Here is a 25,303-nt window from a genome sequence, read left to right as displayed (position 1 = left end):
TGAAAAAATAAATAATGGCTTCTCTATTTACCAAACCGACGTTGACGATTGCTGTACCATGAAATTATTGATGTAAATTCATCTTTCGTCAAAGCCGGCCAGTGCGTATCTGACACAAAAATTTCTGCGTACGCCGCTTGCCAAAGCAAAAAATTAGACAACCGATGCTCTCCGCCGGTGCGAATAACAAGATCCACGGAGCTCGCTTCTGGGGCGTACAGGATCGACGAAAACAGCTCCGGCGTTACTGTTTCGGGAGGGACTGCCTGCCGTAGTAATTGCCGGGTGGCGTCGAGTATCTCTGTGCGGCCACCATAATTTATGGCTAAGTAAAGCGTTCCCTTACTATTTTGCAACTGATTACTATTTACCGCATGGCACGCCTCAGCCAAAGCAGGCGACAGGGCATCAATTGACCCAATAACCTTTACTGCATACCCGGAAGCTTGAATTTCTGCTACTTCGTTTTTAATCGCCCGCTCAAGGAGTTGCATCAAATACGCAACCTCATTTTTTTCTCGATTCCAATTTTCTGTCGAGAATGCGTACACTGTTACCTGTGGTATGGCGAGCTCGGCGCACCAACGGGCAACCTCCTTCAACTTTTCATAGCCACGGCGATGACCCTCTAGTGTTGGTAAACCCGCAGCTTTCGCCCATCGCCTATTGCCATCCATGATGAAGCCGACGTGGTGAAGTGGTGAAGTTGTAGTGGGCATACGTATTATGAAGTAACTATAAAATAACTTCTGTCATTCCACACTTTCTTTCGGGGTAGGCGGAATCGAACCGCCACTACATGCACCCCATGCACGCGGGCTACCACTACCCCATACCCCGAGAGAAAAAGAAGAAAAAATTAACTTTAACGACGAGATTTGATTTTACAGAGTGTACGTTAGGGTGAAACCGCTGGCAACACTGGCGCATGACTTGAAATTAAACATAGCTGTGGTGTCTCAAATAATCCCTTCTCGTACGTACAGCGAACATGAAACTCCTGACCAACGAGCAGTAACGGCAGCCAAAAATGATCGTCTGGCCACATTTGCGGATACGGAATGGCGGTAAGTGGAAACCAGGCCGGTGTCATTTCCTCAGTTTCTATTGGTTCCCCTGTTGTTGCGGTAACAGTAAAAATGTAAATAAAAATTCTCTCGTTCCAATCCTTATACACAATTTCGAGTAACCCGCTGTAATGACCCGTCTGATACGTTAACCCACTTTCTTCAAAAAGTTCACGTTTCGCTGCGTCTTCAACTGATTCACCAACTTCGACCACACCGCCGAATCCATTGTAGTAACCAGCACCCAGCTTACGTTTTTTTAAGCCAAGCAGTATTCGTTCACCAGCCGTATCAAGCACCATGGCTAACGTGAGCGCTGGACGAGCTCTTTTGCCTTTGCTGAAATATTCCGCTACTTGCGCCTCAATCGGATGCATGCGAATTCAATTAACTATTTTGCACCCGTTGTGACCAGTACCATGTTAGTGAAGTAATAAATAGTGCTGTCGAAGTTACCGCTGACCCCATACAATAAATGCAAATGGCTTTGAGTACAAAAAGCTGCAGGTAAACAAACCCCAGCGAAGCACCAAAGCCAATTACCGATAAGGCAGTTAAAAGCCAGAACAATCGTTCGTCTTTAAAATCAAAACTTGCCACTCCCAAAAGAAGCACGGTTAAATAGTATACGACGCCCAAATACGCCAGCGGCACGCCATACAGAACTGAAAAACTGCTTGTGGTGACAACGTCACAACCTTGAATGAACCCGCAGGTTGGCACCAGGCCACGATAGTGTTCGATAGCTAAGTAGCTGGCATCCAAAAAACCAAGGAACCCAATGAAAATATAAGCGAATGAAAATCGATTATGGTTGGGCATTCAACTTCTCGTCAAGTTGTGCTGCAAATTGCTCAAACGTCGCCCCGACCGATAACTTTTCGCCATTCAAAAAAAACGTTGGTGTACCAGCAATACCTAAACGATTGCCACTGGCTTCATCCGTCGCTATCCGGTCCGCAATCACGTCGCCACTCATAGCCGCCAAAAAAGTGTCTTTATTTAAACCAAGCTCTTCGGCGTAATCCGAAAATGTTCCCTTGGCATTGATATCATCAGACCAACTTCGTTGCCGAGCAAATAGCAGGTCATGCATTTCCCAAAATTTTCCTTGCTCACTCGCCGCTTCTGCAGCAGAGGAAGCGAGCACGGCGTTCGGATGAATTTGACGAAGCGGATAATGACGATAGACAAATCGCACTCGGTCGCCATACGTCTCCATAATCTGTTTTACAATCGGGTGATAGCTGGCGCATGCCGGACATTGAAAATCACTGTACTCAACCAACGTTACGGCGGCGTCCGGGTTACCAAGGAGATGATCAGTTGGCGTTACTTCATCTGCTCCGGCGACGTATCCCGCCGTACCGCTTGAGCCGGTACTACCATAGCGAGACAAGGCCCACACGCTACCAACAAGTATGATTACAACAAATGACCACACGCCTATTCGGCGCAGTGTGCCATTTGCACTGTAGGCCGCCCGCTGTTTTTGTAACTCCTCTTGCCGCAGACGTCGACGTTCACTTTTGGTCATCTGTGTTTGGTCTGTCATATATTATCGATTATCGCCACTACCCTGCAGCACCCCGCGCTCTTGGCGAGACGCCAGCTTCTGAATGTTTTGTTTTGCAACAGCGTCGAGCGATAAATCCATTTCAGCCGCTACCCGAGCCACGTACCAAAGCACATCTCCGAGCTCCGCTTCTAATTTTTTCTTGCGGTCATCACTGAATACACCACCGTCGTCACGAAGTACCTTTTTTACAATACCCGCCACTTCACCCGCCTCACTCGCCAAACCAAGGACTGGATAAATTACATTATTTCCAGCATTAACATACAGTGCAGTCTTGGCGGCTTCAGTGGCGTACTCGTCAAACGTCATACGTTAATTGATAGCCAAAAGTTCAACCTCAAAAACGAGCGTGGCATTTGGCGGAATTGGCCCAACACCTGATGCGCCATACCCGAGGAGCGAAGGAATGGTCAATCGTCGTTTTTCGCCAACCTTCATTCCCACCACCCCCTGATCCCAACCAGCAATAACTTGACCGGCCCCCAAGGTAAACGTGAACGGAGTACCCCTGTCTACGCTTGAATCAAACTTTGTGCCATCCACCAACCAGCCAGTGTAATGCACGGCTACCCGATTCCCTGACACGGCTACAGCGCCGTTACCCTCGGTCAATGTCTCTATTCCTAATTTTTCTGTATTTTCTTCCCGCATAGTAATTTTTGAAACATTGGATGAATAAGATTCCTGCCGCAAGGCACCGCTAAGTAAGCGAACGCCGACAAGCGCCGCAATGACGATTCCGCCGATTATGAGATAGTGTCGATTTATCATAGTGAAAGAATGGTAGCAAATCTACGTATCAAAGGCTACGGTGCTGCTACTATTTGATACCCCGCTCGCCGTTTCTGTATAAAACCCTCACGCGTTAACGTGAGTAAAACTTTTTGCAGTACCTGGGTTTCTGCGCCGGTAACGACCCGCAATACTTTCATCGACTGTTCTGCCCGTTGTTCTAAAAGATACCGAAGAACTTTACCTCGCACTTCTCGAACGGAGCCCTTGAACGGCGTCTGCTTGACCTTCGGCGAAATGCCAGTCGCTCGTGCGGTAGAAACAGCGGCACCATAATCCATGAGTGCACTATGCCATAACCATGATTTTTCTTTTGGTACTAAACGTCGAGCGACTACGGTTAGTTCCCCTACTGGCATGGTCTTTGACAAACTTAACTCAGACAGAATCACCCGACGAACATTCGTATCGATGCACGGCGCTGCACTGTTACGAGAAAAAACATTTACCGCCCGAGCAGTATACTCACCAATTCCAGGAAGGCTGCGGAGCGTTTTATGGTCCTCTGGCAATCTACCTCTGTGCTCTTGGCAAACCCGTTTAGCACACGCCAACAGTTGTAATGCGCGGCGATTGTATCCTAAGCCCGACCACAAACGAAGAACCGTAGCAGGGTTTGCAGCCGCCAAGGCCTTAAAGCTTGGAAATTGTCCTAGAAACTTTTCATATTTTGGCAGCACACGACTTACTTGGGTCTGCTGCAGCATAATTTCAGCCACAAGTACACGGTAGGGTGTTCTTCGAACTCGCCAGGGCAAATCGTGTCGACCATGAATAGCATACCAACGTAAAATTTTACGTTGCAAGGCGAGAATAGTTTTTTGCGTCGGAACTACGGCAGTGGCTGTATTTCTTCCCATGTGGCAACTCTGCCGAAATGACCATAGACGGCAGTTTTTTCAAAAATTGGCCGACGTAAATCCAACCGTTCAATAATCGCCGCTGGTCGAAAATCAAAACTACGCAGCGCTGTGGATATATCTTTTCCGTCCCCCGTTGTTGCACACAACATGACCGGTTCAGCCTTACCTATTGCATACGCAACGGAAACTAAACACTCCTCAGTCAAACCGCTCGCAACTATATTTTTGGCGGCAAATCGCGCCATGTAAGCGCCCGAGCGATCAACCTTCGTCGCATCCTTCCCCGAAAAACACCCGCCACCATGCGGCACCAAGCCACCGTACGTATCAACCATAATTTTTCGCCCCGTGAGACCAGTATCGGCAGAAAAACCACCCTGGGTAAATGGCCCGGCTGGATTAATCAGTACGGTACCTGCTTCTATATTGAGGGGTGCGAGCACGTGCTCACGAATACCCTTCGAAATAACGTCTAGCTGTACGTCAGTATGTTGAACACTCACGACTACCGTGGCAACCGCACCGGCAGAAATGGTGACCTGCGCTTTGCCATCGGGCCGGAGCCAGGGCAGCGCACCCGAATCATGCACCGCATCAATGCGCTTCACTATTTCATGAACCAGTGCGACACCCTTTGGTAAATAGAGTTCTGTTTCCCGAGTCGCATACCCATACATGATACCTTGATCCCCAGCGCCACCCTGATCTACGCCAGCCCCAATTTCAGGTGACTGAGCAACGATATTTGAAACGACACCAATATTTTCTTTATAACCAATCCGCGCCATGACCGCAGACGCCACATTGCGAACATCAACGTAACCAGCGGTTGTTATTTCACCACCAATTATAATAATGCCGTGGCCACCAAAAGCCTCCACGGCTACTCGACTCAATGGATCTTGTGCCAAACAGGCATCAAGAATTGCATCAGATATTTGGTCACAGACCTTATCTGGATGCCCAGCCCGTACACTCTCAACAGTGTACATAGTACGCCAGTCAAACATTATTTACTTCCGCTTGTCACGCTTCGCCTGCTTTTTGTTCTGCTTTTGGCGAGCGCGTTTGGCGCTGTTTCCACCCATACTATAATGTGGTTAAAAATACGACTTACGAGCACTGCTGCCGGGCAGGGTTTCGAACCCCGATTACTTGGGCCAGAACCAAGCGTCCTACCGTTAGACGACCCGGCAGCACTGCCCGCAAACCATAAGTTCAGAAAGCATACGGAGAATGAGCAAACGCGTCAAACCGATAGTGCAGCACTCACGATACTAATATCTAATAAATATGCTGTTCCAAAAAAAGAACCAGCCGCCTCTGTCAAAATAGCTCTATTTTTTGATTCTGTTAGTCTATCCACATGAAACGGATACTGCACGCCTATGGCGAGCCGATTACCGCTCACCCCAAGCGGCACCGCCGCTGCCAGCACATACGAAAGAGAACGATTTTTTTCCGCCACATGCGACACGAACTCCTGCCATCGGCCGGCAATAGGGGCGACATCGACGACCTCAGACGCCTCACGTACTTCTGGTTTTGACGGCTTCACTTCCTGCGACGCTATCTCGGGTTCCGGTAAAGCCGTACTTGAACTGCCTTGTACTCTCGGAGACTCATCACGTACGCCAATACGTTCAGCTACCTCTAAAATCGCAAGTTCCATTTGTAATTGCTCGACGGGGCCCTGACCAAGTAGTTGCCGGCGACGAATAAAAATGTCGAGCGCCGACATAAGATTCGTTGCTGACACGGCTCGAGACTGTTCTAGAGCTGTTTCAAAAAGCTCTCCCAATACGTCCTGCATAAATAAGTCTGGCCGGTCATTGGCTCGAATGAGCAGTAACGTCCGAAGCCAACGAACACTTTCGTCCATAAGTACCGGCACTGAAATACCCGCATCAATTTGCTGCTGCATACGCACAATGGCCTCACCACCGGCACCGCGCAGCATTGACCCAGCCATACCGGCAGCTTCACTAATGACCGCCCGAGGAATAACCAGCGACGCTTCCTCCATGGTGATTTCGGCTTCGCCGAGCGCCAGCACTTGACCGAGCATACTTTCCGCATCTCGAAGCGAACCATCAGCCGCCAGCGCAATGGCGGCGAGTACATCAGCGGCAACGTTTGCCCGTTCAGCGTCCACCAGACGACGCAACCTATCTCGAACCCCTGAGGCACTAATGCGTTTAAAATCAAAACGCTGGCAGCGAGAAATTATAGTTTGCGGTACTTTATGTACCTCGGTTGTGGCGAGTATAAAAACAACATGCTGTGGCGGTTCTTCAATCAACTTCAACATGGCGTTGAAGGCCGCGGTCGAAAGCATGTGCACTTCATCAATCACAAAAACCCGATAGGCCCCGTGACCGGCATGAACTTCGGCCGAAGCAATAATGTGCTCACGGACATGATCAACGCCTGTATGCGAGGCGGCATCAATTTCAATAATATCAAGTGACTGGCGTGCTTCAATTTTCAAACAACTTTGACACTGCAAACATGGCTCGGCACTGCCCTTAGCGCGAGCCGTACAATTTATAGCTTTTGCAAAAAGACGGGCGACAGTTGTTTTTCCAACACCTCGAGGACCAACGAACAGATAGCTATTCGCTATGGTGTCTCGCTCAATCTCGTGCTGAAGGGTGGTTTTAATATGCTGCTGGCTCGTAACGTCTTGCCAGGTCTTAGGGCGGTATTTTTGATAGAGTGCGCTTGGCATAGTTACTGCAGCGTACCGCAAAACAGCCTTAGGCTCAATGGCAGAATACCAACAAAACTAACCCCGATCGTGAATAATATTTTCAATTGCCGCCCATTTACTTTCACCACCCTCTGGCACCAGTATAACTGCTTCGTCGCCCTCACGACCTCGGAAGAAAGTAACACTCGCAGTCAACGCGTGATATCGTCGGCCACTCACATTAATGCACCAGTCACTGCCTGTTGTTGAATGCTCGAGTAGTCCGAGTAGTCGTCGCCTGGGTGACGGACCAATCTGTTTATAAACGAATGCGCCACGAGCCGTAATGACTAACTTCAGCAGATCGCCCTCAATAAGCTTAGACTTAGAGGCATAATTGGCCGGCACTGAATAGTGACGACCGTCGGGACCAATCATCCGTTGTCCGTCAAAGATACCCTCAACAACACGACCTTCACCCGCTTCGTCATCATCTTCTAGTACCTCTTCCTCACCCTCTCCACTAGCCGCAACCGTTTCCATATTAAGCAACCGACGAACTCTTTCAAGTAATGTAACTGCCTCTTCAAGCAACTGATGCGCCAAAGCAACCTTGGCGTCAACAATGTGTTTTGTATTCGAGGGTTCATCCTCTAGAACATCCGTCGGGGTAATTATATTTATATCTTGTTCGTTTTGCATTTTTCTTTTTTTGGACAGACACTTTTACGCACTCATTCAGTATAGCGACCCAATAAACTTGCGTCTAGCGTGTTTTGTGTTCTAACAAAAAGTTTTCAACTATCGTGCTGGCCCGTCGACCGCATTTGTAACACCCAGCTGGCCAATTTTACTTCTCAGAAGAATGTCATTCTCAACCGACTGCCGATCTTTACCGTAGCGAAGCCGTGATGCTTCACGAAGTAAAAGTGCCCGTTCGGCAGAACCAATAGTTGGCGGATAGGTGTCTATGTCGAACGGCCGGGTGACACTATTGTGGACCAATAGTCGAACGTAGGCGTGATAACGATCAACATTAATCAGGTCGTACTCACTAAAGACCGGAGCAAACTCTTTGGCCAAAACCTCAGCATCTTCAACGCCCACCCGAAAACTAATTATCGTACCCACATTCCCCAATACCGCATCGCGAATTTTTGTATCCTGTCCTTGGACGAGTTGACCAACGTACTGGTGCGCCATAACAAGGTTGAGCTTGTACTTTCGAGCTTCAGAAAGAATCGTCGCAATCGAATCCGTGATGAAGTTCTGAAATTCATCGATGTAAAGATAAAAGTCGGGAAATGAATCGGCCGGAGAGTCAGCCCGAGACAGCGCGGCCATTTGCAGCTTAGAAACAATAATAAGGCCCAATAAATTCGCATTCATTTCTCCAATTTTTCCTTTTGAAAGATTCACAAGAAAAATCTTCTTCTCATCCATAACGCGACGGAAATCAAAAGCCGAATTCGGCTGACCAATGATGTTTCGCATCATGGCATTCTCGATGAATCGACCAACTTTTGAAATGAGATACCCAAGCATTTCCGATTTGTGAAAGTCTGACGTCTTGGCCATTTCTTGTTCCCAAAAGGCTTTGACTATCGGATCAGTTAGATTTTTTACCTTACGACGCTGAAATTCAGTGTCAGTGAACATGCGGGGAATCTCCACAAGCGTCCCTGGTGCCGACGGGTCAGCCATAAGCGTTAGCATGGCGTTACGCATGTTATGTTCGAACATTGGACCAATCATTGAAGGGTCGCTCACCAGCTTGTAGAAAATGGCAATCATTTCCTGTGTCGCAAAATCCATTTCGGCTGGCGTCGTGGCTTCGAGCATGTTCAGCCCGAGTGGCCGATCAGTATCTGACGGATCAAAATAAATGACGTCTTTGGCTCGCTCCGGCGGTATACTCTCAAGTATTTCTTCAACCAATGAGCCGTGCGGATCAATAATACAAACCCCGTGCCCGGCCTTAATATCTTGCTTGGCCATCTCCCCCATCAGCACTGATTTTCCGGAGCCGGTGGTACCAATAATGTAGCAGTGCCGACGACGATCGGCCGGGTCAAAATGAACAACGCGATCTACGCCGCGATATCGATTGACACCCAACACTATGCCTTCGTCAGGCAACTCATTTGGCGGCGGGGCTTTCTTTGAACGCAACCAACGAATATTCGGCGTCTCGGTCGAGGGCAATGGAAAATGAAATAGACTGGCGAGCTCTTCCGTGTTCAGAATTACCGAATTGCGACGAACAAATTGACGATGGATAAACCGCCGTATGAATGCCACTTGCCGGCGGACTCGCACGGGAACGAAACTGTTACCGTACTGGTAAAGGTTATACTGACTGAACGTTTGCACCATATTATCAAGCATTCTATCGGCATCATGTTCAGTACTGGCCGAGACCACTATACGAATGTTCGCCTCAACGCCAGCCTTACTTGTCTTTTGTTCAACCCGTTTAGCCATCTCTTGCTCGAGGGCCGACAGTTGATGTGGCCGTACCTGCTCGGCTTGTGCCGCTGGCTGTTTTGGCATCGCTTGATTATGAAATGCCCGCATAAAGGCTGACACGCCACGCATAAAGGTGCTTCGCTGACCACGGGCATATGCTTCGCGGAATGAGTGACCCTGATGAAATTCAGCTGCCGTTCGCTGCCCAAACCTATGCCATCGTCGCTTGGCAGAGCGAATAACTATTTGCAACGCAGCACCATTCGTACCCACCCGACTAAATGCGTTCGTTACAGCCGCTAAGGGGTCTGTTTCTATATCATTATACGTACGCAATGGAAACATAAACGAACGACGAAAACGCAGCCCAGCAGCTCGAACCACGCCATGTGATAAAAAAATGTTTGGCTCAATGACGACGTCAATATTGGCATCAGGATATTGCGCATGAATTTGCTGTTCAACATAACGACGAAGTGACGCTGGCACGACAATGTAAAAAGAGAGAAGGCCTTGTGAAGCAACGAGTTCCAAAGACAGATGGTCACGACGACCAAGTACATAGGAACTAACGCTTCTGTCCGCTCGAAGCCCCGCAATCGCCGCAAAAAATGTTTCCGCTACGGCTATCTGCTGACGGATTTTTTCAATCGTACTGTCTTCATCTTGCTGCTGACTACGCTTTGGTACGGTAATGAGTAAGGTTACCTTGTTAAACGATGCACCAGTATGATACAAACGGCGATAAAATACGTAGAGTACGAAAAGAAAAAGAAGGGCCGTCGCGGCGCTAATCATACCCCACACGAGCACTGTGGCGGTGAGTTCGTTTATACTTGGCACTGCTGGGAGGAAGCTACTCATACCTATCGTGCTTATCGGTAAGACGCAAAAGCTTACCTGTTTTCACTTTTGTTTCCTGCTCAATAAAAGCCCAGCTAATGCCCGGAATGGTTCGCAACCAATCGCGAATGATTTTGATAATTTTAATTAATTGCGAACTGGCTGATTGCAAAAGAATGCTAATCTTCAATGCTGCCTGCTCTCCAGACACCCTTAAGGCGCTTCTGGTTGGTGCATCAAGTGAAGCGTATATGCCCGCCAAATCTTCGGCCATAATCGTTTCTATCTCTTGCAGTGTCTGACTTTTTGGTGCTGATTGAAGGGGGGAAACAATTGGCACCAACACCGGTTGCGGCACCGCGCGCGCCACGGGCTCAGCGCTATCGGGTACTGCGGTTCTCGGAATAGTTTGCGGAGCAGTTTCACTGAACTCTTGCTCGGGGGTTGCCGTGTATTCTCTTTTAATTTCTGGTGTAGCCATACCTTATATTTTTTTTATCTGTGGGCCGCTTGGAGTATCTTCAATGCGATACCCCAACCGCTGAGCCTCATCCCGTGCGCTGTCTGCGTCGGCCCACCGCTTCTCTTTTCGCGCTTTTTCTCGCTCGCTCGCCAGCTGCTGCACGGTATCCGGAATAGTCGAAACTGTCCGAGCAGTTTCAATGCCAAGCCCTAAGACAGTATCGAATGAACGTAACGACCGCCGCACTGCCGCACCCTCGTACTTCTTTGTCGTGCGCACTAATTGCCAAACAATGGCGAGCGCTTTTGGAATGTCAAAATCGTTCGCTATAGCTGCCGCAAATGCACTTTCAATTTGCGGCACACCAATACGCGTAGCCCGTGGTAGTCGAGCAACGTGTTCCCGAAGTCGTACTAACGCCTGATTCGCTGCCAAGAGAGCGGACGAATCAAACTGCAAAGGCTTTCTGTAATGGGTCTGCAAAAAAAGGTATCGGAGTGCCAATGGGTCAACGTTATACGTTGTCGCTACATCAGAAACTGTCATGAGGTTCCCCTCTGATTTTCCCATACGCTTAAAGCCACCACGTGCTTGCTTAACAATTAAAAATTCACCGTGCAACCAATAGTTTGCCAACGGCTTACCGTAGGCTGCCTCGGATTGAGCAATCTCATTTTCGTGATGCACTGCCAAATGATCTACCCCCCCAGAATGAATATCGAACGGTTGCCGTAAGTACTTCCGGCTCATAGCCGAACACTCGATGTGCCAACCAGGAAAACCCTTGCCCCATGGGCTTGGCCATTCCATATCTCGCTTCACCCCGGTTGGTGAAAATTTCCAAAGCGCAAAATCACTTGCCTGACGCTTGTCGCCAATAGCGACTCGCTTACCGCCTACTTTGTCTTTGAGTGTTTGACCAGACAGACGACCGTACTTCGGAAATTTTGCTGTATCAAAATAAATGCCGTCACTTGTTCTGTACGTAAATCCCTTACGTTCTAACTCTTTGATAAGCGCCACTTGCTCGGGAATGTGCTCTGTCGCCCGAGGCAGTTTGTTGGCGGGTAACACATTAAGCTTGGCCGCATCTTCGAGAAAACTTTTTGTGTATGCCTTGGCTACGTCCCAAGCATTTTTTCGCTCTCTAAGAGCCGCAGCGGCCATTTTTTCCTCACCGAAATCCGAGTCAGCTGCTAAGTGTCCAACGTCAGTAATATTCATGACGTGCTGCACCGGATATCCAAGGTGACGAAGTGTTCTTCGCACGATGTCATAAAAAACAAATGTTCGAAAATTACCTATATGCGCGTAGTCGTACACCGTGGGACCACACGTATAAAGCCCGACCCGTCGCCGAATGGGCTTAAAAACCTTTTTGCGACGACTGAGTGAATCGTAAAGACGAAGCACCTGCATGCTAGCTCTTTGAACGACGCTCAAAAAGTACGAGGGCAACAATAGGTACGGTGACCCACACGAATCGTGCTTGTCCGCTCACGAGCAAGTCTCTCGTTACTGGCGACAACGAAGCCAGAAGGTCGGTTGGTAAAAGGGATAGGATGATACTCATGAATAGCCCGGCTTGTAGCATGCCAAATATGAGCACCTGCCACCACGAACCCTGCAAACCAGCGGTTAGAGCGTTAAGCAAGACGCTACTCGATAGGGTTACAAATATAAAAAGAAAAACTCCTAAAAATGCCGACAATTGAAACGAAACGTGCGCCTCAGCGGCTGACGTCAACGACACCAATACGCCAAATTGCGACGCAGCATTGGCTACAGCCAACGCCATATAGGTTGCAATGAGCAAAACAACCAGTCGATCTCGGCCGACATGGAAACTGTAGAAAAAAACAGACGCAACAAAAAATAAGGCAATAAATAAATCCCAACTTGGTACGGACCAATTTATACTTTGAATCGCTTCGAGCATGTGATGATTACGCTATGCTAGTAGTATAGCGCGAAATTCACATGAAGCGAACACGTTTACCGCCGAACCGTTCAACGCTAGAGGGCGTCGCCTAATTCTTCAAAAAGCTTTCGGGCTGTTTTTGATAGTTTTGAAGGTATCGTAACAGTAACCTGAACCAGATGGTCCCCTCTTCGACTACCCGATGTACCAATACCCCGACCCGGCACGCGAAGTATGGCGCCACTAGCAGTACCAGCAGGAACAGTGAGAACAATATCGCCATCAAGCGTTGTAACTGTTTTCTCGGTGCCAAGTACTGCTTCAGGCACAGAAACGGCAAGTCTGGAGACAACATCATTCCCATGCCGCTCAAAACGGCTGTCTCTTTCTACTCGAACAGCAACGTATAAATCTCCCGCGTGGCCACCACTGATTGCCTCGCCCTGCCCAGCCACCCGCAAGGTGTCCCCGTCACTTACGCCTGGCGGTATGGAAACCGACACCTCAACAGTGTCACGAACAACGCCCGTTCCCCGACACGTCTCACAGGTGTGCTCTGGTTTTGTTCCCCGACCAGCACAGGTTTCACACGTGCGCACTGTCTGAAAGCTTCCAAAAATTGTACTTTGAACATCTGTCTTCTGCCCGCTGCCGTCGCACTCTGAACATTTTATTCGCGCACTCCCCTTGGCCGCACCGTCACCAGCACAGACACCGCACGCAATGTGCTTATAGAGCCGCAATTTTTGAGACGAGCCAAGCGCCGCTTCCGAGAACGATAACGTAACCGTTACCTGAATATCTGAACCCCGCTTTGTTTTTGCTCCCCGTCGAGTCCCACCAAAACCACGGAACACGCCACCGAGCAAATCCTCAAGGTCTTCGAAATCTACGTTAACATTGCCACCTTGACCAAACCCCTGACCATACCCGCTTCCGGCCGGCCCCTGATCGAAGGTCGCACCGAATTGGTCGTACTGCTGACGCTTATTTGTGTCAGACAAAACTTGATACGCCTCATTAATCTCTTTGAAGCGCTGCTCATGCTCTTTGTGTTCAGTTGTTCCTTCTTTCGCCTTGTCTGGGTGAAATTTGTGCGCCAACCGACGATACGCTTTCTTCAATTCTTCCGGCGAAGCACCTTTCGGAACGCCAAGCACTTTATAGAAGTCTTTCGCCATGTAGAATTTTTTTGTTTAATGAGGACTGTTTATGCTTGAAAGCCAACTTCCGGATTTGTCACCGAACCAGCTTGAATGGTGCCATGGGCATCTTCGAATCGCTTCATATTTTCTTGCATAGCCGCAATCATTCGCTTCATGTGCGCCGGGCTAATGAGAACACGGGCGTTAAGTGTGCCAATATTCTGAAACGGGTACACGGTCATGAAATCGAGCACAAACTCTTCATTGAGATGGCTCACTTGCATTAGATTTGCGTATACACCTTTCAATGTTTCATCACCCGCCTTAATTTGAATCTGCTGATCGGCCATAGTATTGCTGTTAATGTTTTAAGCGTTCGGTGTAGAATCTTTTTTCTCATCGGTCGACTCACGATACGTTGCATCCTCGGCAGCAGGCTGGTCACCCTGGTCTGCGGCAGCCGCATCAGGCGGCGTTGTCGCATCTGGCTGCTTATAGAGCGCGGCACCAACCTTTTGCACCACCACGCCGAGCTCATCAAAAGCTTTCTTAATTGCCTCAAGATCTTCGCCATCCTTAACTTGCTTCAATGCGTCAACTTTTTCTTGCACTTCAGTCTTCACCGCAGCATCTAGTTTATCGCCGGCATCAAGAACCGCTTTTTCGGTTGAGTACACCAGCCCGTCGGCGGCATTACGAACTTCAACAAGCTCACGCTTTGTTTTGTCTTCCGAGGCATGCACTTCGGCATCCTTCTTCATTTTTTCAATCTCCTCTTTTGAGAGACCAGAAGACGCGGTAATCGTAATTACCTGCTCTTTGCCGGTTGCCTTGTCAGCCGCTTTAACGTTCAAAATCCCGTTCGCATCAATGTCGAACGTTACTTCAACCTGTGGTACGCCACGGGCGGAAGGTGGAATACCAGAGAGAACAAACCGACCGAGCGATTTGTTGTCGCCAGCCATATCTCGCTCACCTTGCAGCACATGCACCTCAACAGACGTCTGATTATCGGCAGCCGTAGAGAACACTTGCGACTTTGAGGTTGGAATAGTGGTGTTGCGCTCGATGAGCTTTGTCATTACCCCACCCAAGGTTTCAATACCTAACGACAAAGGGGTCACATCTAAGAGCAGCACGTCTTTAATTTCACCCTGCAGGACACCAGCTTGAACGGCCGCGCCGATGGCCACGACTTCGTCTGGATTAACACCCAAGTGCGGTTTCTTGCCAAAAAACTCTTCAACAGTTTTCAGAACCAATGGCATTCGGGTCATACCACCAACCATGACCACCTGGTCAATCTCTTTGGCAGTGAGTTTCGCGTCAGAAAGTGCTTTGCGACAAGGCTCCAGCGTTCTTTCAATTAAACCGCGCACCAATTCATCGAGCTTGGCACGAGTGAGCTTAAGCGACAGGTGCTTTGGTCCGGCAGCGTCAGAGGTGATGAAGGGTTGATTAACTTCTGTTTCCTGAGCAGTTGAAAGCTCAATCTTGGCTTTCTCAGCCGCTTCTTTAATGCGCTGCAACGCTAACCTGTCTGTTGCCAGGTCGATACCCTGATCTTTTTTGAACTCAGCCAATATCCACTCAATAATAACTTGATCAAAGTCATCGCCACCCAAGTGCGTGTCGCCATTGGTCGCTTTGACTTCAACGGTATCGTCACCAACCTCAAGGACTGACACGTCAAACGTACCACCGCCGAGGTCGTAAACAACAATCTTCTCGTCCTTATGCTTGTCTAAGCCATAGGCGAGCGCGGCTGCGGTTGGTTCATTAATGATGCGACGTACTTTCAAGCCCGCAATTTCACCAGCGTCTTTGGTGGCCTGCCGTTGCGCGTCGTTAAAATAGGCTGGCACAGTAATGACTGCCTCAGTTACTGGCTCACCAAGCTTTGCCTCGGCGTCCGCCTTTAACTTCTGCAGCACCATGGCCGAAATTTCTTGTGGGGTAAATTCCTTGTCGCCCATGACAACCTTAATGCCGTCACCAGCTTTAGCAATGCGGTACGGCATATGCTTTGTATCGCGCTGCACCTCTTCGTCGCTGAATCGGCGTCCAATAAGACGCTTCACTGAAAAAACCGTGTTTTCTGGATTTGTCACGGCCTGCCGCTTGGCAATTTGACCAACTAACCTGTCGCCACTCTTCGACATGGCGACGACCGACGGCGTTGTGCGATTCCCTTCTTGGTTTTCTATAACCTTTGGTTCGCCCCCTTCAAGAACGGCCATGCATGAATTTGTTGTTCCGAGATCTATACCGATAATCTTTGCCATATTGTATGAATTACTGATTTATAGAATTAAGAATTTGCGTTGGTAGTAATATTGTTTGTTCTACGGCCCCGCCTACGCGGGACTGACTGACTTTTTAAACATTGTGAATTATTCACAACTGCCTAAGGTGAGTCAGGTGGTGCAGTACCCACAATAACCTTGGCCGGACTAATGAGCTCACCATCAACTAAGTAGCCACCCTGCACTTCTGCCGCAACTCGCCCAGACACTGTATGGGGGTCAGCCCCAACACTCTCATGAATTCGCGGGTCAAACTCAGTACCAATAGTAGGAACGACAGTGACATTCCATTTTTTACACACCTCACCCCAACTTGCGAGAATCTGCTTCACCCCCTCGAGCCACGCTGAATTATCACCACTGGAAAACTGCTTGTGCGCTTGACCCAGTACATCAAAAACCGGCACGGCATCCCGTAACAATGAACGTTTTACTTCTCGGTTCACGGTTAAAAACCGTTCATCGTTCAACCGTTTTAAATTTTGATAGTCGGCCCGCGCCCGCTGCCAGCCAGCCAAATATTCGGCTGCTTGCGATGCAAGAGTAACGTCATCATTCGATGGCGTGTTGAGTGCGTCTTCAACGACTATTGGTTCTGGGTTGTTGTTCGTAGTGTTGTCCATAGTTATTGATGCATAAATTCTCGAAATCGTTCAGACCGAGCAACGTTACGGTCGTAGTCCATGCGTGTCGGCCCGAGAATACCAAAGATGATATCGACCTCTGGTGATACTCGGCAGTGCGTCAGAATAACACTGCACGTGCTCCCAAGAGGGTTTCTACTACCGACGAGTATTGAGACGTCGTCCGTTACGGCGGTCGTAAACATATCAGCCATGGCGTCGCCCAAATGATCGAGCACCTGGCTCATGGCGTGCACCTGCTCTTGTTCTCGAAACTCTGGCTGCGCAAAAAGGTTAGTCAGACCCGTGTAGAAGATGTCTTGATTAGCGGACGCAATGAATACGCCGGCTGAAGAGAAGCCAGCCACGGCTTTGGCTAATTGGCGGACCCGTTCATTGAACTCCTGGTACGACTGCGTAATGTGCTGCAACTGTCGCTCTTCAGGAGTGGGCAAGGAAACGTCGCTCAGAAAATGAGCAATGTAGTACTCGTACGCCAGCTCTGTTGGCACTCTGCCGGCAGAGGTGTGTGGGCTTGCAATGTAACCAGCCAACTCAAGCTCCGCCATGTCATTTCTCACCGTTGCCGGGCTTACATTAAGCCCTGAACGAGCCAGTACCAAGGCAGAACCAACGGGCAAAGCCGTCTCTATATAAAGACGAACAATGCTCTCGAGGATACTTGCCTGACGGGTATTAATGGCTGGAAACTCCATGGAAACAATTTAGCACTCTTTTTATTAGAGTGCTAACAGTATAAAAACTGATGCAAAACCTGTCAAGAATCCCTATGTGACCAGTAGACTTCCGGCTGCCATAACAACTATACCAACAAATTTGAATAGGAAAGATTTAGCGGTCGTTCTACCTTCTAAAAGGCTTGGCACAAAAAATCCCAGTACAGCCACGAGCACTAATACATAAAACGGCTGAACGGCACTTACGGCAGAAACGAGTGTTGCTGGACCAAGTATGAGCGCCCCGTAGAACGCCAGTTCGGCTGTAGTTCCAAGCAGCTCTGCCGAACCCATGGCTCCGAGTGCGTAGACGCCATGCTGCCGCATGGTCCAGAGAAACTCCCGGCCCCCAAAGTATAGGAGTGCCGGCAATGCCAACCCAGCGCCGAAACGGGTGAGGCCAAGGATGAGCAGCGCTGAGGAAGCAGGCGCAATGCCCTTTTCAATGACGATGGCTGTTGCCCACAGCATGGTCGCGGCCAAAAGAAAAAACATCGATGAGCCAACCACGATACGCCCGTTTTGGTAGCTCACTAGTATTGCGCCTGACACCAAGAGCAGCACCCCAACATACTGAACGGCCGGAAAAACTTCATTTAGGAATACGGCGGCCAATACGGCCACAAACAGCGGCACGAAGTAAAGCATTGGCACGAGTCGTGAAATGTCGCCACGCCGTACTGCTGCAAAATATAAAAGACTGGCAAGTAACAGTATAAGACCGGCGCCGCTCCCCAACGCAAAAATGACCGGCGTTATGTTCTGCCAGCCAGCATAGGTAACGAGTGCCGCACCAATCACAACCCCGCAGATGCTATCAAAAACGATTGGCACAATAGAGCGCCGAGCGTATTTTTCCATCACCAACTTATCGATGATGTTTGTACACGCCCACAAGAACGGCGCGATGACGGCAAGAATCTGCCAGGTCATGAAGGATGACAAATTGAAAAAACTACTGACTCTGCCAGGCTATCAACTTTTCTCTCCGAACATTCTTTGTAATGCCACTCTGGTTCCTTACAAGTACACGTGGTGGTTCAGCGGTAAAATCAGCGCTCACCACCTCCCATCCTTCTTCAGGCTCAGTCGCACCGTCACGTAAAACTCGAACCTTTTGATAAGGTAAAAATTCAATAACGATTGGCTCACCCGATTCCCTTTGACTTACCTCTGGAGTTGGCACAGCAGCAGTTGGCTTTTCTGGATTGAGACTTCTTTCATCATTCTTAGGATCCTGCCAAGAACGTAATAGTTCTTTGCTTGGATATTTCTCAGCCCCCTCAGAATTTCGAACTAAGACGCTGCCATTATCAAGCTCATATACAACCTGCCAGCCGTCTTCCATATAATTTGGGGCACCATCTTGACCGCTTCGTTCAACGGTTACTCTTTGACCGTATTTAAATTCAGTCTCAGCCGTTTTTTTATCCATTTCTCGTGCTGCTGCCTCGCGGGGATCTTCTATTGTCGGGTCTTGATCGGGCATAGTGAAGAATTCTTATTATGTTACATACCATAACACAAAAAAGATAATTAAGCAAGCAGATTTCTTCGTCTGACTGCTTTCCTTTCTATGGCAGTGTTACTGCAACTAGTCGGTACACAATATGATCCCCTTCAAACTGCAAACTACTTTTTTGTAATCTGAAGGGGAGGGGAGAGACATACAGATAGACGTATCAGTTAAGATACAATTGTAATCTCGTCTCGCCCCCCGATCTACTCCTTTTACCCCTCCTTGTTTTGGTTACGCCGCCTGACTGACGTCGGTGATGGCTTCCTGTGCACGTTCGAACCGCCGCCAAGCGCGGTAAATGTACACCGCAAGTTGCGTCGCCGTTCTCCAGCAGGCCATTCGATGGATGTGGCCGTCGGTATAGCGCCGCGTGTGCTTCAGCTTGGCACAGGTGCTACCAAACTCTGCGGCACACTGCTTGCACATCACTACCGGATGCTTTGCTCGGCACTTTTCCTTGTTGGCAATGAGGCGCTGGCCCCACTCCGTATTAGGCCGTTTCACGAACTGATCGGCCGCTGCCAAATACAACGCCTGGCGGGCGTCGCGCTGCCAGTTGCCTGCAACACCTCGCTTATTGCGGGGAAACTGCTGATCCGTCGGTACGTCACCGTACTTACCGCCACTCAGCACATGAACACCACAGAACGCCTTGAATGCGTGCACCGAAGGAAATCGGCGAATATCCACAGTCGCTGCAATGATGCCAGCGGCAATTCGTGGGCCGATGCCTTTGATATCCGCAAACACTGCAGCGTAGAGTGGCATACTCTGTGCTGCATCAACCAGCCGCGCTAGCTGTTCTTCATGCGCCACCGTCAACGCACCTAGCAAATCATCGCTGGTACGCAGTGTGGTAACTGCGTCGAGCAGTGCACCCTCCGGATACTGACCCTCCTCAGAAAGAAAGATTTGACCAATCGCTCGACCATGCTGTCGCTGCTGGGCCGCCATGAGATCTTTCAGTGCCAGCATTCGCTCATGGAAGCAGATGCTGAGACGAATGACATCTCGATCGCGCGAGCGAACAAGATGATACCCAACACCACCTGATTCCAGATAGCGAGCCAAAAGCTCTGCGTCTTTTTCCTTGCTGTTGTCTCCTCGACACAGGGCGAGATTTCTGGGCGGCAACCGATGCACCGTCGCACCGATGGCTGCACCGCGATTGGAGAGAGCGTATGCGAACGCATCGCCCGACCCACCGAGCACCATGGCGACCTTATCGCCAGGTTTGAGCCCCTCACGCACGTCCGGTATCTGAAGACGGCGCACACCACCGTGTTCACTCGTGATGAATAAGGCCGTACCGTCACTAGCCTCCCCTTCACGCACCTTGCGCCACTGGCGATGATGCTCCGCAACTGCATCAAGCGCATCGCCCGCTTCAGCGTCTCGATACGAAACGGGCAGTCGGCCGAGCACGAAGTCTAGCTCTTCCGACTCAGTCGCCAGCTCGAACAACTGCACCTGCCCGTTGTCGAGAATGCACACCCGCGTAGGGTGGGCTTCCCCTTTGGCGGTCTTCTTGACTCGATGCTGAATTCCAATAATACGTTCCACGGTACCCTCCCTATAGGTACTGCTTCGTTCCCGAAGGAACAGGTTGGGAATAAGTTATGAAAGAGCAGTGAAACAAAGTCAGTGACGTTTCTGAACGAAAAACGTACACACGTTTCACTGGAAGTCAGGCCTATCCTTCCTCCCCCTGAACCTACAACAATGAGCATTGCCCTAAGCTTAGGGGGAGGGGCGAGACACTTCAACAAACGTACCAGTTAAGATACCAGCATCATATCGTCTCGCCCCAAGGAGTACACTCTGATTACCGTACCAGGAGGTACATCTTCATATGCGTACTCCCCTTCAAACTGCAAACTACTTTTTTGTAATCTGAAGGGGAGGGGCGAGACAAAAATACAGACGTATCAGTTAAGATACAATTGCGATATCGTCTCACCCCAAGGGGATACATCATTGCTAACGTACCGAAGTACATTCAGTTCTCCGTACCCCCTTAAAGCCACAAAGTTAGCTTTTGTGAGTTTAAGGGGAGGGGCGAGACATCACGAAACACGTTTCAATTAAGAAACAATAATCGCCTCGTCTCGCCCCAAGGGGATGCATGATTACGCACGTACCGAAGTACATTCAGATCCACGTACCCCCCTTAAAATTACAAGGTTTGCTTTTGTAATCTTAAGGGGAGGGGCGAGACAGACCAAATTACGTTTCATCTAAGAAACAGGTCGTCTCTCGTCTCGCCCCAGGGTGTACAGTTAACTCAGCGTACTCATTAAGTACTAACAGACCCACGTACTCCCCTTGAAGCAACAAGTTTTATTTGCAACCTCAAGGGGAGAGGCGAAACATCCCAGTGTGCGTTCTCTTTCGAGAACAGGTCTTATGACGTTTCGCCTCTGTCCGCAATGACGGACACCTTTCTTTAGCCTAAAAAATAGTGACTGTCAATGGCGTATTCACAAAATAGAATTCTCAGTATATTCATCGTACTAGTACATTGAAACATAGTTAAAACGATACTAAAACTTAAGCCAGGTGCTAATCTCAACATAATAAATCTGCGTCGAACGGAACGTTTTCTACCGCTATCCCGTTTCGCCAAGTCTGACTTGGCTTCGCTTCTAGAACCCTCGTCGTCCGTCAGGGCGGACTCCTCTTTATGACCTTTCCCATTTCACTCGCTGGCAGGACATGCCGATTGAACAAAATAACTTTCCCCATCGAGCGGAAAGTTCTTTACCGCTATCCCGTTTCGCCAAGGCTTCACGGGATACGCTAGATAAACATCAGGATACTGGCCGCGTACCCCGACGCACGTCGTGGTCGGGGTCGCTCCATACACAACAAAAATCCCAGCCCAGATGGGCTCGGATTTTTGTTGGTACCGCGTACGGGAATCCGTCGCTTCGCCGAGTCTGACTCGGCTTCGCTTCTAGAACCCTCGTCGCCGAGGCTCCTCTTTCAAACCCCTCGGTTTGAATAATTCCGCTGCGGGGAAACTACCGTTTCCCCGACCCCTTTCCCGGGTTCGATTCCCTTCAGCGACAAAAAAAGTTTCCGACCCAAAATGGGTCAGAAACTTTTTGGTACCGCGTACGGGAATCGAACCCGTATTACCGCGTTGAGAACGCGGTGTCCTAACCATTAGACGAACGCGGCACAATGGCGGAAAGGTATCGGCTTTTGTGAGTTCCGTCAACGTTATTGCCACTCTGGACTTTGCCGTACTAGCAACTCTTCAGCACGAAGCGGCTCCGCTAATAATTCCTTCACGACGTGCTCCATGCGCATGATTTGTGAACCTTTCACGAGTACTATGTCGCCGGTCTGCAGTCTGTCCTGTAAAAACTGGCCGGCTTCTGTGGACTTAGCAAATGAGAAAATCATGTGTGGATCCATGCCAGCCTTACGTGCCGCTTGGGCTATAATGCGAGCTCGTTCGCCAACAGTAACCAGACCACTTATGCCGCGCTGTACTATATACTCCCCAACCGAAGTGTGGCCGCTTTCTGTGTCTGACCCCAGTTCAGCCATACTGCCAAGCACTGCCCAGCGCCACTGACCGGCAACAATCGGCACTGACGCTAAGACATCCACTGCAGCTAAGGCCGCTTTTGGTGAAGCATTATAGCTGTCATCAATGAGTGTCGTACCGCGAACCCCTGGCAGTAATCGTAGTCGGCCCGGGGTTCCTTGGTAACCTGCTAGCGCATGTGCGGCATCCACAACCGTAACGTCCATTGCGACCCCAATGGCTATAGCCGCCAAGGCCGAGGTAACAGCCGGAACACCCATGAGCCCATAGAGGTGCACCGGCACAGTCGAGCCGCCAGTCGTTACCTTGAAACTCGTAACTACTTGCACCGACGTCCCTGTTTCACCTGTCCGCTCAAAGGTTGTTGCCACATCATGCGCCCGAACGTCGCACGTAGAAAAGCCATAACTGAGTACCCGAACCCCGTCTGGCACCACGCTCGCCGCTACTAGTGGATCATCGGCATTCATAATTGCTACCCCATTTTTTGCTAGAACAGTAAATAACGTCCGCTTCTCTTTTGCAACTTCTTCAAGCGAAGTAAAAAATTCTAAATGCGCCGAAGCTATAGCGGTCACGACGGAAATCTTCGGACGAGCCAGGGCTGTTAGTTTCGCAAGGTCCCCCGGATGATCAGCTCCCATCTCGAGTAGCAATACCTCCGGATACGAACGGCGACGGTAGTACAGAAGTCGAGCACTGGAGCGAACAATGAGTGCGACCCAACCAACCAGCGAACCGCCAGGGCTATCTTCGCCCAAAATTGTGAGCGGCAAGCCAAACTCATTGTTATAACTTTTCGCACTGGCGCGTACCCGATACTTCGTTGCGAGCACAATAGCCGCACTATCTTTAGTCGTTGTTTTACCAACTGAACCAGTAACACCGATAACAACCGTTGCATGTCGCCGAAGGGTGGCAGCGGCTAAAACGTACAGCAAGGCTTGAAGAATTCTTCTCATATATTAACGGTCCGGTGGAATTTCATAATACTGTAGTAAAAATTTTGCTACTTGACCAAACAGTGGCGCGGCTGAAGATTCGGCATACTGAACATCCTTAGGTCTGTCGACTCGAACAATCATAGCGAACTGCGGGTCGCGAACCGGGCCGAACCCAACAAAAGAACCAATGGTCGCCCCGGCCTCATAGCCTCCATTGCGACTCGCAATTTCTGCCGTACCCGTTTTCCCTGCCAACGTGTAACCGGCTACCCCGGCTCGCTTACCATGACCAGAATCAATGACCGTAACAAGCATCCCAGAGAGTAGCGCCGCCGTACGCTCTCGAATAACACGACGAATAGCCGTCGGCTTCGTTTCAATTACAGTACCATTTTTCTGCCGAATTTCTTTTATGATGTACGGGCGCATGAGTTCGCCCCCGTTCGCAATGGCCGCGTATGCCGTCACCATTTGGAGCGGCGTCGTGGTTATTCCTTGACCGAATGAGGCTGTCGCCCCATAAATTTCATTATCACTTCGCAAACTTCTAATGTCGCCCGTCGCTTCACCAGGTAACTCAATTCCCGTTGGCACTGAAAAGCCGAAATCAACTAAATATTTTCTAAAAACCTCTACCCCCACTTGTCGCATCGAGTATATGGCGCCCGTATTGAGTGACTTTGTTAAAACATCTGTCATGGTCTGTAAACCATTGGCTTTATTGTCAGAGTTCCGAATCGTTTTTGAACCAATTTTTACCTCTCCCGTGTCGGTATAAGTGGTGGTGGGTGAAACTTTTTGCTGATCGAGTGCCGCCGCCATCGTTAGTGGCTTCATAATGGAACCCGGCTCGTAATCTAAAAATATGGATGGGTTGTTAAAATCAACAATGCGCTCTGTCTCTCCGTAAATATTTGGATTGAAATCAGGCGCACCACACATGGCCAGTATTGCGCCGGTCTTTGGGTTCATCACAATGAGGCTGCCGCTACTCGCCCCGTGTGCCCGCACCCAATCTTCAAGCAAGCGGCACGCTTTGTACTCGAGCGTCCAATCAATCGTCAGAACAACATCGCTGCCGTTTTGCGCCGCCACAGTGTCATTGTCTCCAAGCGCAATGAGAACGCCACCGGTCGTACGTTCAGCGTCTGCACTGCCAGACACGCCGACCAACGTACCATTCATGGAACCCTCAATCCCGTACTGACCCACCAGACGATCATTGCGATAGCTCACAAACCCAAGGACATGGCTCGCAATGTTATTCCCAGGATAAAAACGCTCACGTTCTGTAATGAGTCCAATGCCCGGCATTTCTAGGGCGCGAACAGCCGCAGCAACTTCACTAGGCGCACGATGTAGTAATGGTTCGAAAGGGTCCTGTGGCTGGTCGAGTTGCTTTCGAAGCACCTCTGGATCTTTCCCAATGAGTGGTGCAAGCGCACCAACCGCCGCGGCAACATCTTCAATTTTTTTCGGCTCAGCGTATACAAAAAAGGCGTCGCGATTGACAGCAATTGGCACGACATCTCCTTTTCCAGCACTGTCCGAAGCATATATGATTCCCCGTTCCGGCGTCAGCAACTGATAGGCGGTCTGCTGATCAACGGCTTGCTGTGCGTAGGCATCGTGCCCTCGCACCTGCAAGTGCCAAAGACGAAATGAAATACTTACCAAAGCGAAGCAAATGCATAGCTTTACTATTCTCCAACGTCCGTGACTCACTACCTCATTCGTTCCGCTTTTTTTGGGCGCCTGCTCATACCCGGCCCAGCTCATAC

24 protein-coding genes and 3 tRNA genes are annotated in these 25,303 nt (G+C 49.6%); all 27 read right to left on the bottom strand.

Annotation, left to right across the window (positions count from 1 at the left end):
- Positions 1-23: 23 nt before the first annotated feature.
- A complete protein-coding gene (gene uppS, locus WC052_02570; protein ID MFA7286519.1) occupies positions 24-719 on the bottom strand; it encodes a polyprenyl diphosphate synthase in 696 nt (231 codons plus the stop codon).
- A 50-nt stretch (positions 720-769) separates the two neighbouring features.
- Positions 770-840: transfer RNA gene (locus WC052_02565), tRNA-Pro, on the bottom strand.
- 58 nt (positions 841-898) lie between these two features.
- On the bottom strand, positions 899-1,444 hold the full coding sequence (locus WC052_02560) for an 8-oxo-dGTP diphosphatase (GenBank protein ID MFA7286518.1): 546 nt from the start codon (positions 1,442-1,444) through the stop codon (positions 899-901).
- Positions 1,445-1,454: 10 nt separating this feature from the next.
- Entirely contained in the window at positions 1,455-1,889 is a 435-nt protein-coding gene (locus WC052_02555) for a vitamin K epoxide reductase family protein (GenBank protein ID MFA7286517.1), read from the bottom strand.
- Positions 1,876-2,622, bottom strand: a complete 747-nt coding sequence (locus WC052_02550; GenBank protein MFA7286516.1) for a thioredoxin domain-containing protein — start codon at positions 2,620-2,622, stop codon at positions 1,876-1,878. The genes WC052_02555 and WC052_02550 overlap by 14 nt, the downstream gene beginning before the upstream one ends.
- A gap of 3 nt (positions 2,623-2,625) precedes the next feature.
- Entirely contained in the window at positions 2,626-2,955 is a 330-nt protein-coding gene (locus WC052_02545) for a nucleoside triphosphate pyrophosphohydrolase family protein (GenBank protein MFA7286515.1), read from the bottom strand.
- A gap of 3 nt (positions 2,956-2,958) precedes the next feature.
- Positions 2,959-3,297, bottom strand: coding sequence for an FKBP-type peptidyl-prolyl cis-trans isomerase (locus tag WC052_02540; GenBank protein MFA7286514.1), 339 nt, complete (start codon positions 3,295-3,297; stop codon positions 2,959-2,961).
- A 155-nt stretch (positions 3,298-3,452) separates the two neighbouring features.
- On the bottom strand, positions 3,453-4,298 hold the full coding sequence (locus WC052_02535) for a Fe-S cluster assembly protein HesB (protein MFA7286513.1): 846 nt from the start codon (positions 4,296-4,298) through the stop codon (positions 3,453-3,455).
- Entirely contained in the window at positions 4,271-5,311 is a 1,041-nt protein-coding gene (gene metK, locus WC052_02530; protein ID MFA7286512.1) for a methionine adenosyltransferase, read from the bottom strand. Before metK ends, WC052_02535 begins: the two co-directional genes overlap by 28 nt.
- Positions 5,312-5,426: 115 nt before the next feature.
- A tRNA-Gln gene (locus WC052_02525) sits at positions 5,427-5,497 on the bottom strand.
- A 53-nt stretch (positions 5,498-5,550) separates the two neighbouring features.
- Positions 5,551-7,032, bottom strand: coding sequence for a DNA polymerase III subunit gamma/tau (gene dnaX / locus WC052_02520; GenBank protein MFA7286511.1), 1,482 nt, complete (start codon positions 7,030-7,032; stop codon positions 5,551-5,553).
- Positions 7,033-7,089: 57 nt separating this feature from the next.
- On the bottom strand, positions 7,090-7,695 hold the full coding sequence (locus WC052_02515; protein MFA7286510.1) for a hypothetical protein: 606 nt from the start codon (positions 7,693-7,695) through the stop codon (positions 7,090-7,092).
- Positions 7,696-7,794: 99 nt separating this feature from the next.
- Entirely contained in the window at positions 7,795-10,326 is a 2,532-nt protein-coding gene (locus tag WC052_02510) for a type IV secretion system DNA-binding domain-containing protein (protein MFA7286509.1), read from the bottom strand.
- A complete protein-coding gene (locus WC052_02505) occupies positions 10,319-10,786 on the bottom strand; it encodes a hypothetical protein (protein MFA7286508.1) in 468 nt (155 codons plus the stop codon). The genes WC052_02510 and WC052_02505 overlap by 8 nt, the downstream gene beginning before the upstream one ends.
- A gap of 3 nt (positions 10,787-10,789) precedes the next feature.
- Entirely contained in the window at positions 10,790-12,187 is a 1,398-nt protein-coding gene (gene cysS, locus WC052_02500; GenBank protein ID MFA7286507.1) for a cysteine--tRNA ligase, read from the bottom strand.
- A 1-nt stretch (position 12,188) separates the two neighbouring features.
- Positions 12,189-12,707: a hypothetical protein gene (locus WC052_02495; protein MFA7286506.1), complete on the bottom strand. Its 519-nt coding sequence runs from the start codon at positions 12,705-12,707 to the stop codon at positions 12,189-12,191.
- A gap of 77 nt (positions 12,708-12,784) precedes the next feature.
- On the bottom strand, positions 12,785-13,870 hold the full coding sequence (dnaJ, locus tag WC052_02490) for a molecular chaperone DnaJ (GenBank protein ID MFA7286505.1): 1,086 nt from the start codon (positions 13,868-13,870) through the stop codon (positions 12,785-12,787).
- A gap of 29 nt (positions 13,871-13,899) precedes the next feature.
- A complete protein-coding gene (locus WC052_02485) occupies positions 13,900-14,184 on the bottom strand; it encodes a DUF3467 domain-containing protein (GenBank protein ID MFA7286504.1) in 285 nt (94 codons plus the stop codon).
- Between the two features lie 18 nt (positions 14,185-14,202).
- On the bottom strand, positions 14,203-16,119 hold the full coding sequence (dnaK, locus tag WC052_02480) for a molecular chaperone DnaK (GenBank protein ID MFA7286503.1): 1,917 nt from the start codon (positions 16,117-16,119) through the stop codon (positions 14,203-14,205).
- Between the two features lie 122 nt (positions 16,120-16,241).
- Positions 16,242-16,763: a nucleotide exchange factor GrpE gene (grpE, locus tag WC052_02475; GenBank protein MFA7286502.1), complete on the bottom strand. Its 522-nt coding sequence runs from the start codon at positions 16,761-16,763 to the stop codon at positions 16,242-16,244.
- A gap of 2 nt (positions 16,764-16,765) precedes the next feature.
- Positions 16,766-17,479 carry a hypothetical protein gene (locus WC052_02470; protein ID MFA7286501.1) on the bottom strand — a complete coding sequence of 238 codons (714 nt, stop codon included), beginning with the start codon at positions 17,477-17,479 and terminating at the stop codon, positions 16,766-16,768.
- A 72-nt stretch (positions 17,480-17,551) separates the two neighbouring features.
- The gene (locus tag WC052_02465) at positions 17,552-18,433 is read right to left on the bottom strand and encodes an EamA family transporter (protein MFA7286500.1); all 882 of its coding nucleotides are present in this window, start codon (positions 18,431-18,433) and stop codon (positions 17,552-17,554) included.
- A gap of 22 nt (positions 18,434-18,455) precedes the next feature.
- A complete protein-coding gene (locus WC052_02460; GenBank protein MFA7286499.1) occupies positions 18,456-18,989 on the bottom strand; it encodes a hypothetical protein in 534 nt (177 codons plus the stop codon).
- A gap of 261 nt (positions 18,990-19,250) precedes the next feature.
- Entirely contained in the window at positions 19,251-20,582 is a 1,332-nt protein-coding gene (locus tag WC052_02455; GenBank protein ID MFA7286498.1) for a transposase, read from the bottom strand.
- Positions 20,583-22,127: 1,545 nt separating this feature from the next.
- Positions 22,128-22,202: transfer RNA gene (locus WC052_02450), tRNA-Glu, on the bottom strand.
- A gap of 42 nt (positions 22,203-22,244) precedes the next feature.
- Positions 22,245-23,540 (bottom strand): UDP-N-acetylmuramoyl-tripeptide--D-alanyl-D-alanine ligase, encoded by a 1,296-nt coding sequence (murF, locus tag WC052_02445; GenBank protein ID MFA7286497.1) that lies wholly within the window; start codon positions 23,538-23,540, stop codon positions 22,245-22,247.
- Positions 23,541-23,543: 3 nt separating this feature from the next.
- The gene (locus WC052_02440) at positions 23,544-25,301 is read right to left on the bottom strand and encodes a penicillin-binding protein 2 (GenBank protein ID MFA7286496.1); all 1,758 of its coding nucleotides are present in this window, start codon (positions 25,299-25,301) and stop codon (positions 23,544-23,546) included.
- Positions 25,302-25,303 lie beyond the last annotated feature (2 nt).

It is taken from the genome of Patescibacteria group bacterium (genome assembly GCA_041675205.1).
In the GTDB taxonomy this organism is placed as follows: domain Bacteria; phylum Patescibacteriota; class Patescibacteriia; order GWA2-46-9; family GWA2-46-9; genus JBAYUF01.
The sequence above is the reverse complement of the archived record's forward strand: the minus strand, read 5'-3'. Positions and strand labels throughout refer to the sequence as shown.

Excerpts from the sequence above, each read along its gene's own strand:
- WC052_02540 (MFA7286514.1), bottom strand. The coding sequence starts at position 3,297 with ATGCGGGAAGAAAATACAGAAAAATTAGGAATAGAGACATTGACCGAG.
- WC052_02470 (MFA7286501.1), bottom strand. The coding sequence starts at position 17,479 with ATGGAGTTTCCAGCCATTAATACCCGTCAGGCAAGTATCCTCGAGAGC.
- metK (MFA7286512.1), bottom strand. The coding sequence starts at position 5,311 with ATGTTTGACTGGCGTACTATGTACACTGTTGAGAGTGTACGGGCTGGG.
- dnaK (MFA7286503.1), bottom strand. The coding sequence starts at position 16,119 with ATGGCAAAGATTATCGGTATAGATCTCGGAACAACAAATTCATGCATG.
- dnaJ (MFA7286505.1), bottom strand. The coding sequence starts at position 13,870 with ATGGCGAAAGACTTCTATAAAGTGCTTGGCGTTCCGAAAGGTGCTTCG.
- WC052_02510 (MFA7286509.1), bottom strand. The coding sequence starts at position 10,326 with ATGAGTAGCTTCCTCCCAGCAGTGCCAAGTATAAACGAACTCACCGCC.
- WC052_02555 (MFA7286517.1), bottom strand. The coding sequence starts at position 1,889 with ATGCCCAACCATAATCGATTTTCATTCGCTTATATTTTCATTGGGTTC.
- WC052_02535 (MFA7286513.1), bottom strand. The coding sequence starts at position 4,298 with ATGGGAAGAAATACAGCCACTGCCGTAGTTCCGACGCAAAAAACTATT.
- WC052_02560 (MFA7286518.1), bottom strand. The coding sequence starts at position 1,444 with ATGCATCCGATTGAGGCGCAAGTAGCGGAATATTTCAGCAAAGGCAAA.
- WC052_02550 (MFA7286516.1), bottom strand. The coding sequence starts at position 2,622 with ATGACAGACCAAACACAGATGACCAAAAGTGAACGTCGACGTCTGCGG.
- WC052_02515 (MFA7286510.1), bottom strand. The coding sequence starts at position 7,695 with ATGCAAAACGAACAAGATATAAATATAATTACCCCGACGGATGTTCTA.
- WC052_02460 (MFA7286499.1), bottom strand. The coding sequence starts at position 18,989 with ATGCCCGATCAAGACCCGACAATAGAAGATCCCCGCGAGGCAGCAGCA.
- WC052_02505 (MFA7286508.1), bottom strand. The coding sequence starts at position 10,786 with ATGGCTACACCAGAAATTAAAAGAGAATACACGGCAACCCCCGAGCAA.
- cysS (MFA7286507.1), bottom strand. The coding sequence starts at position 12,187 with ATGCAGGTGCTTCGTCTTTACGATTCACTCAGTCGTCGCAAAAAGGTT.
- grpE (MFA7286502.1), bottom strand. The coding sequence starts at position 16,763 with ATGGACAACACTACGAACAACAACCCAGAACCAATAGTCGTTGAAGAC.
- WC052_02495 (MFA7286506.1), bottom strand. The coding sequence starts at position 12,707 with ATGCTCGAAGCGATTCAAAGTATAAATTGGTCCGTACCAAGTTGGGAT.
- murF (MFA7286497.1), bottom strand. The coding sequence starts at position 23,540 with ATGAGAAGAATTCTTCAAGCCTTGCTGTACGTTTTAGCCGCTGCCACC.
- dnaX (MFA7286511.1), bottom strand. The coding sequence starts at position 7,032 with ATGCCAAGCGCACTCTATCAAAAATACCGCCCTAAGACCTGGCAAGAC.
- WC052_02545 (MFA7286515.1), bottom strand. The coding sequence starts at position 2,955 with ATGACGTTTGACGAGTACGCCACTGAAGCCGCCAAGACTGCACTGTAT.
- WC052_02465 (MFA7286500.1), bottom strand. The coding sequence starts at position 18,433 with ATGACCTGGCAGATTCTTGCCGTCATCGCGCCGTTCTTGTGGGCGTGT.
- WC052_02485 (MFA7286504.1), bottom strand. The coding sequence starts at position 14,184 with ATGGCCGATCAGCAGATTCAAATTAAGGCGGGTGATGAAACATTGAAA.
- uppS (MFA7286519.1), bottom strand. The coding sequence starts at position 719 with ATGCCCACTACAACTTCACCACTTCACCACGTCGGCTTCATCATGGAT.
- WC052_02440 (MFA7286496.1), bottom strand. The coding sequence starts at position 25,301 with ATGAGCTGGGCCGGGTATGAGCAGGCGCCCAAAAAAAGCGGAACGAAT.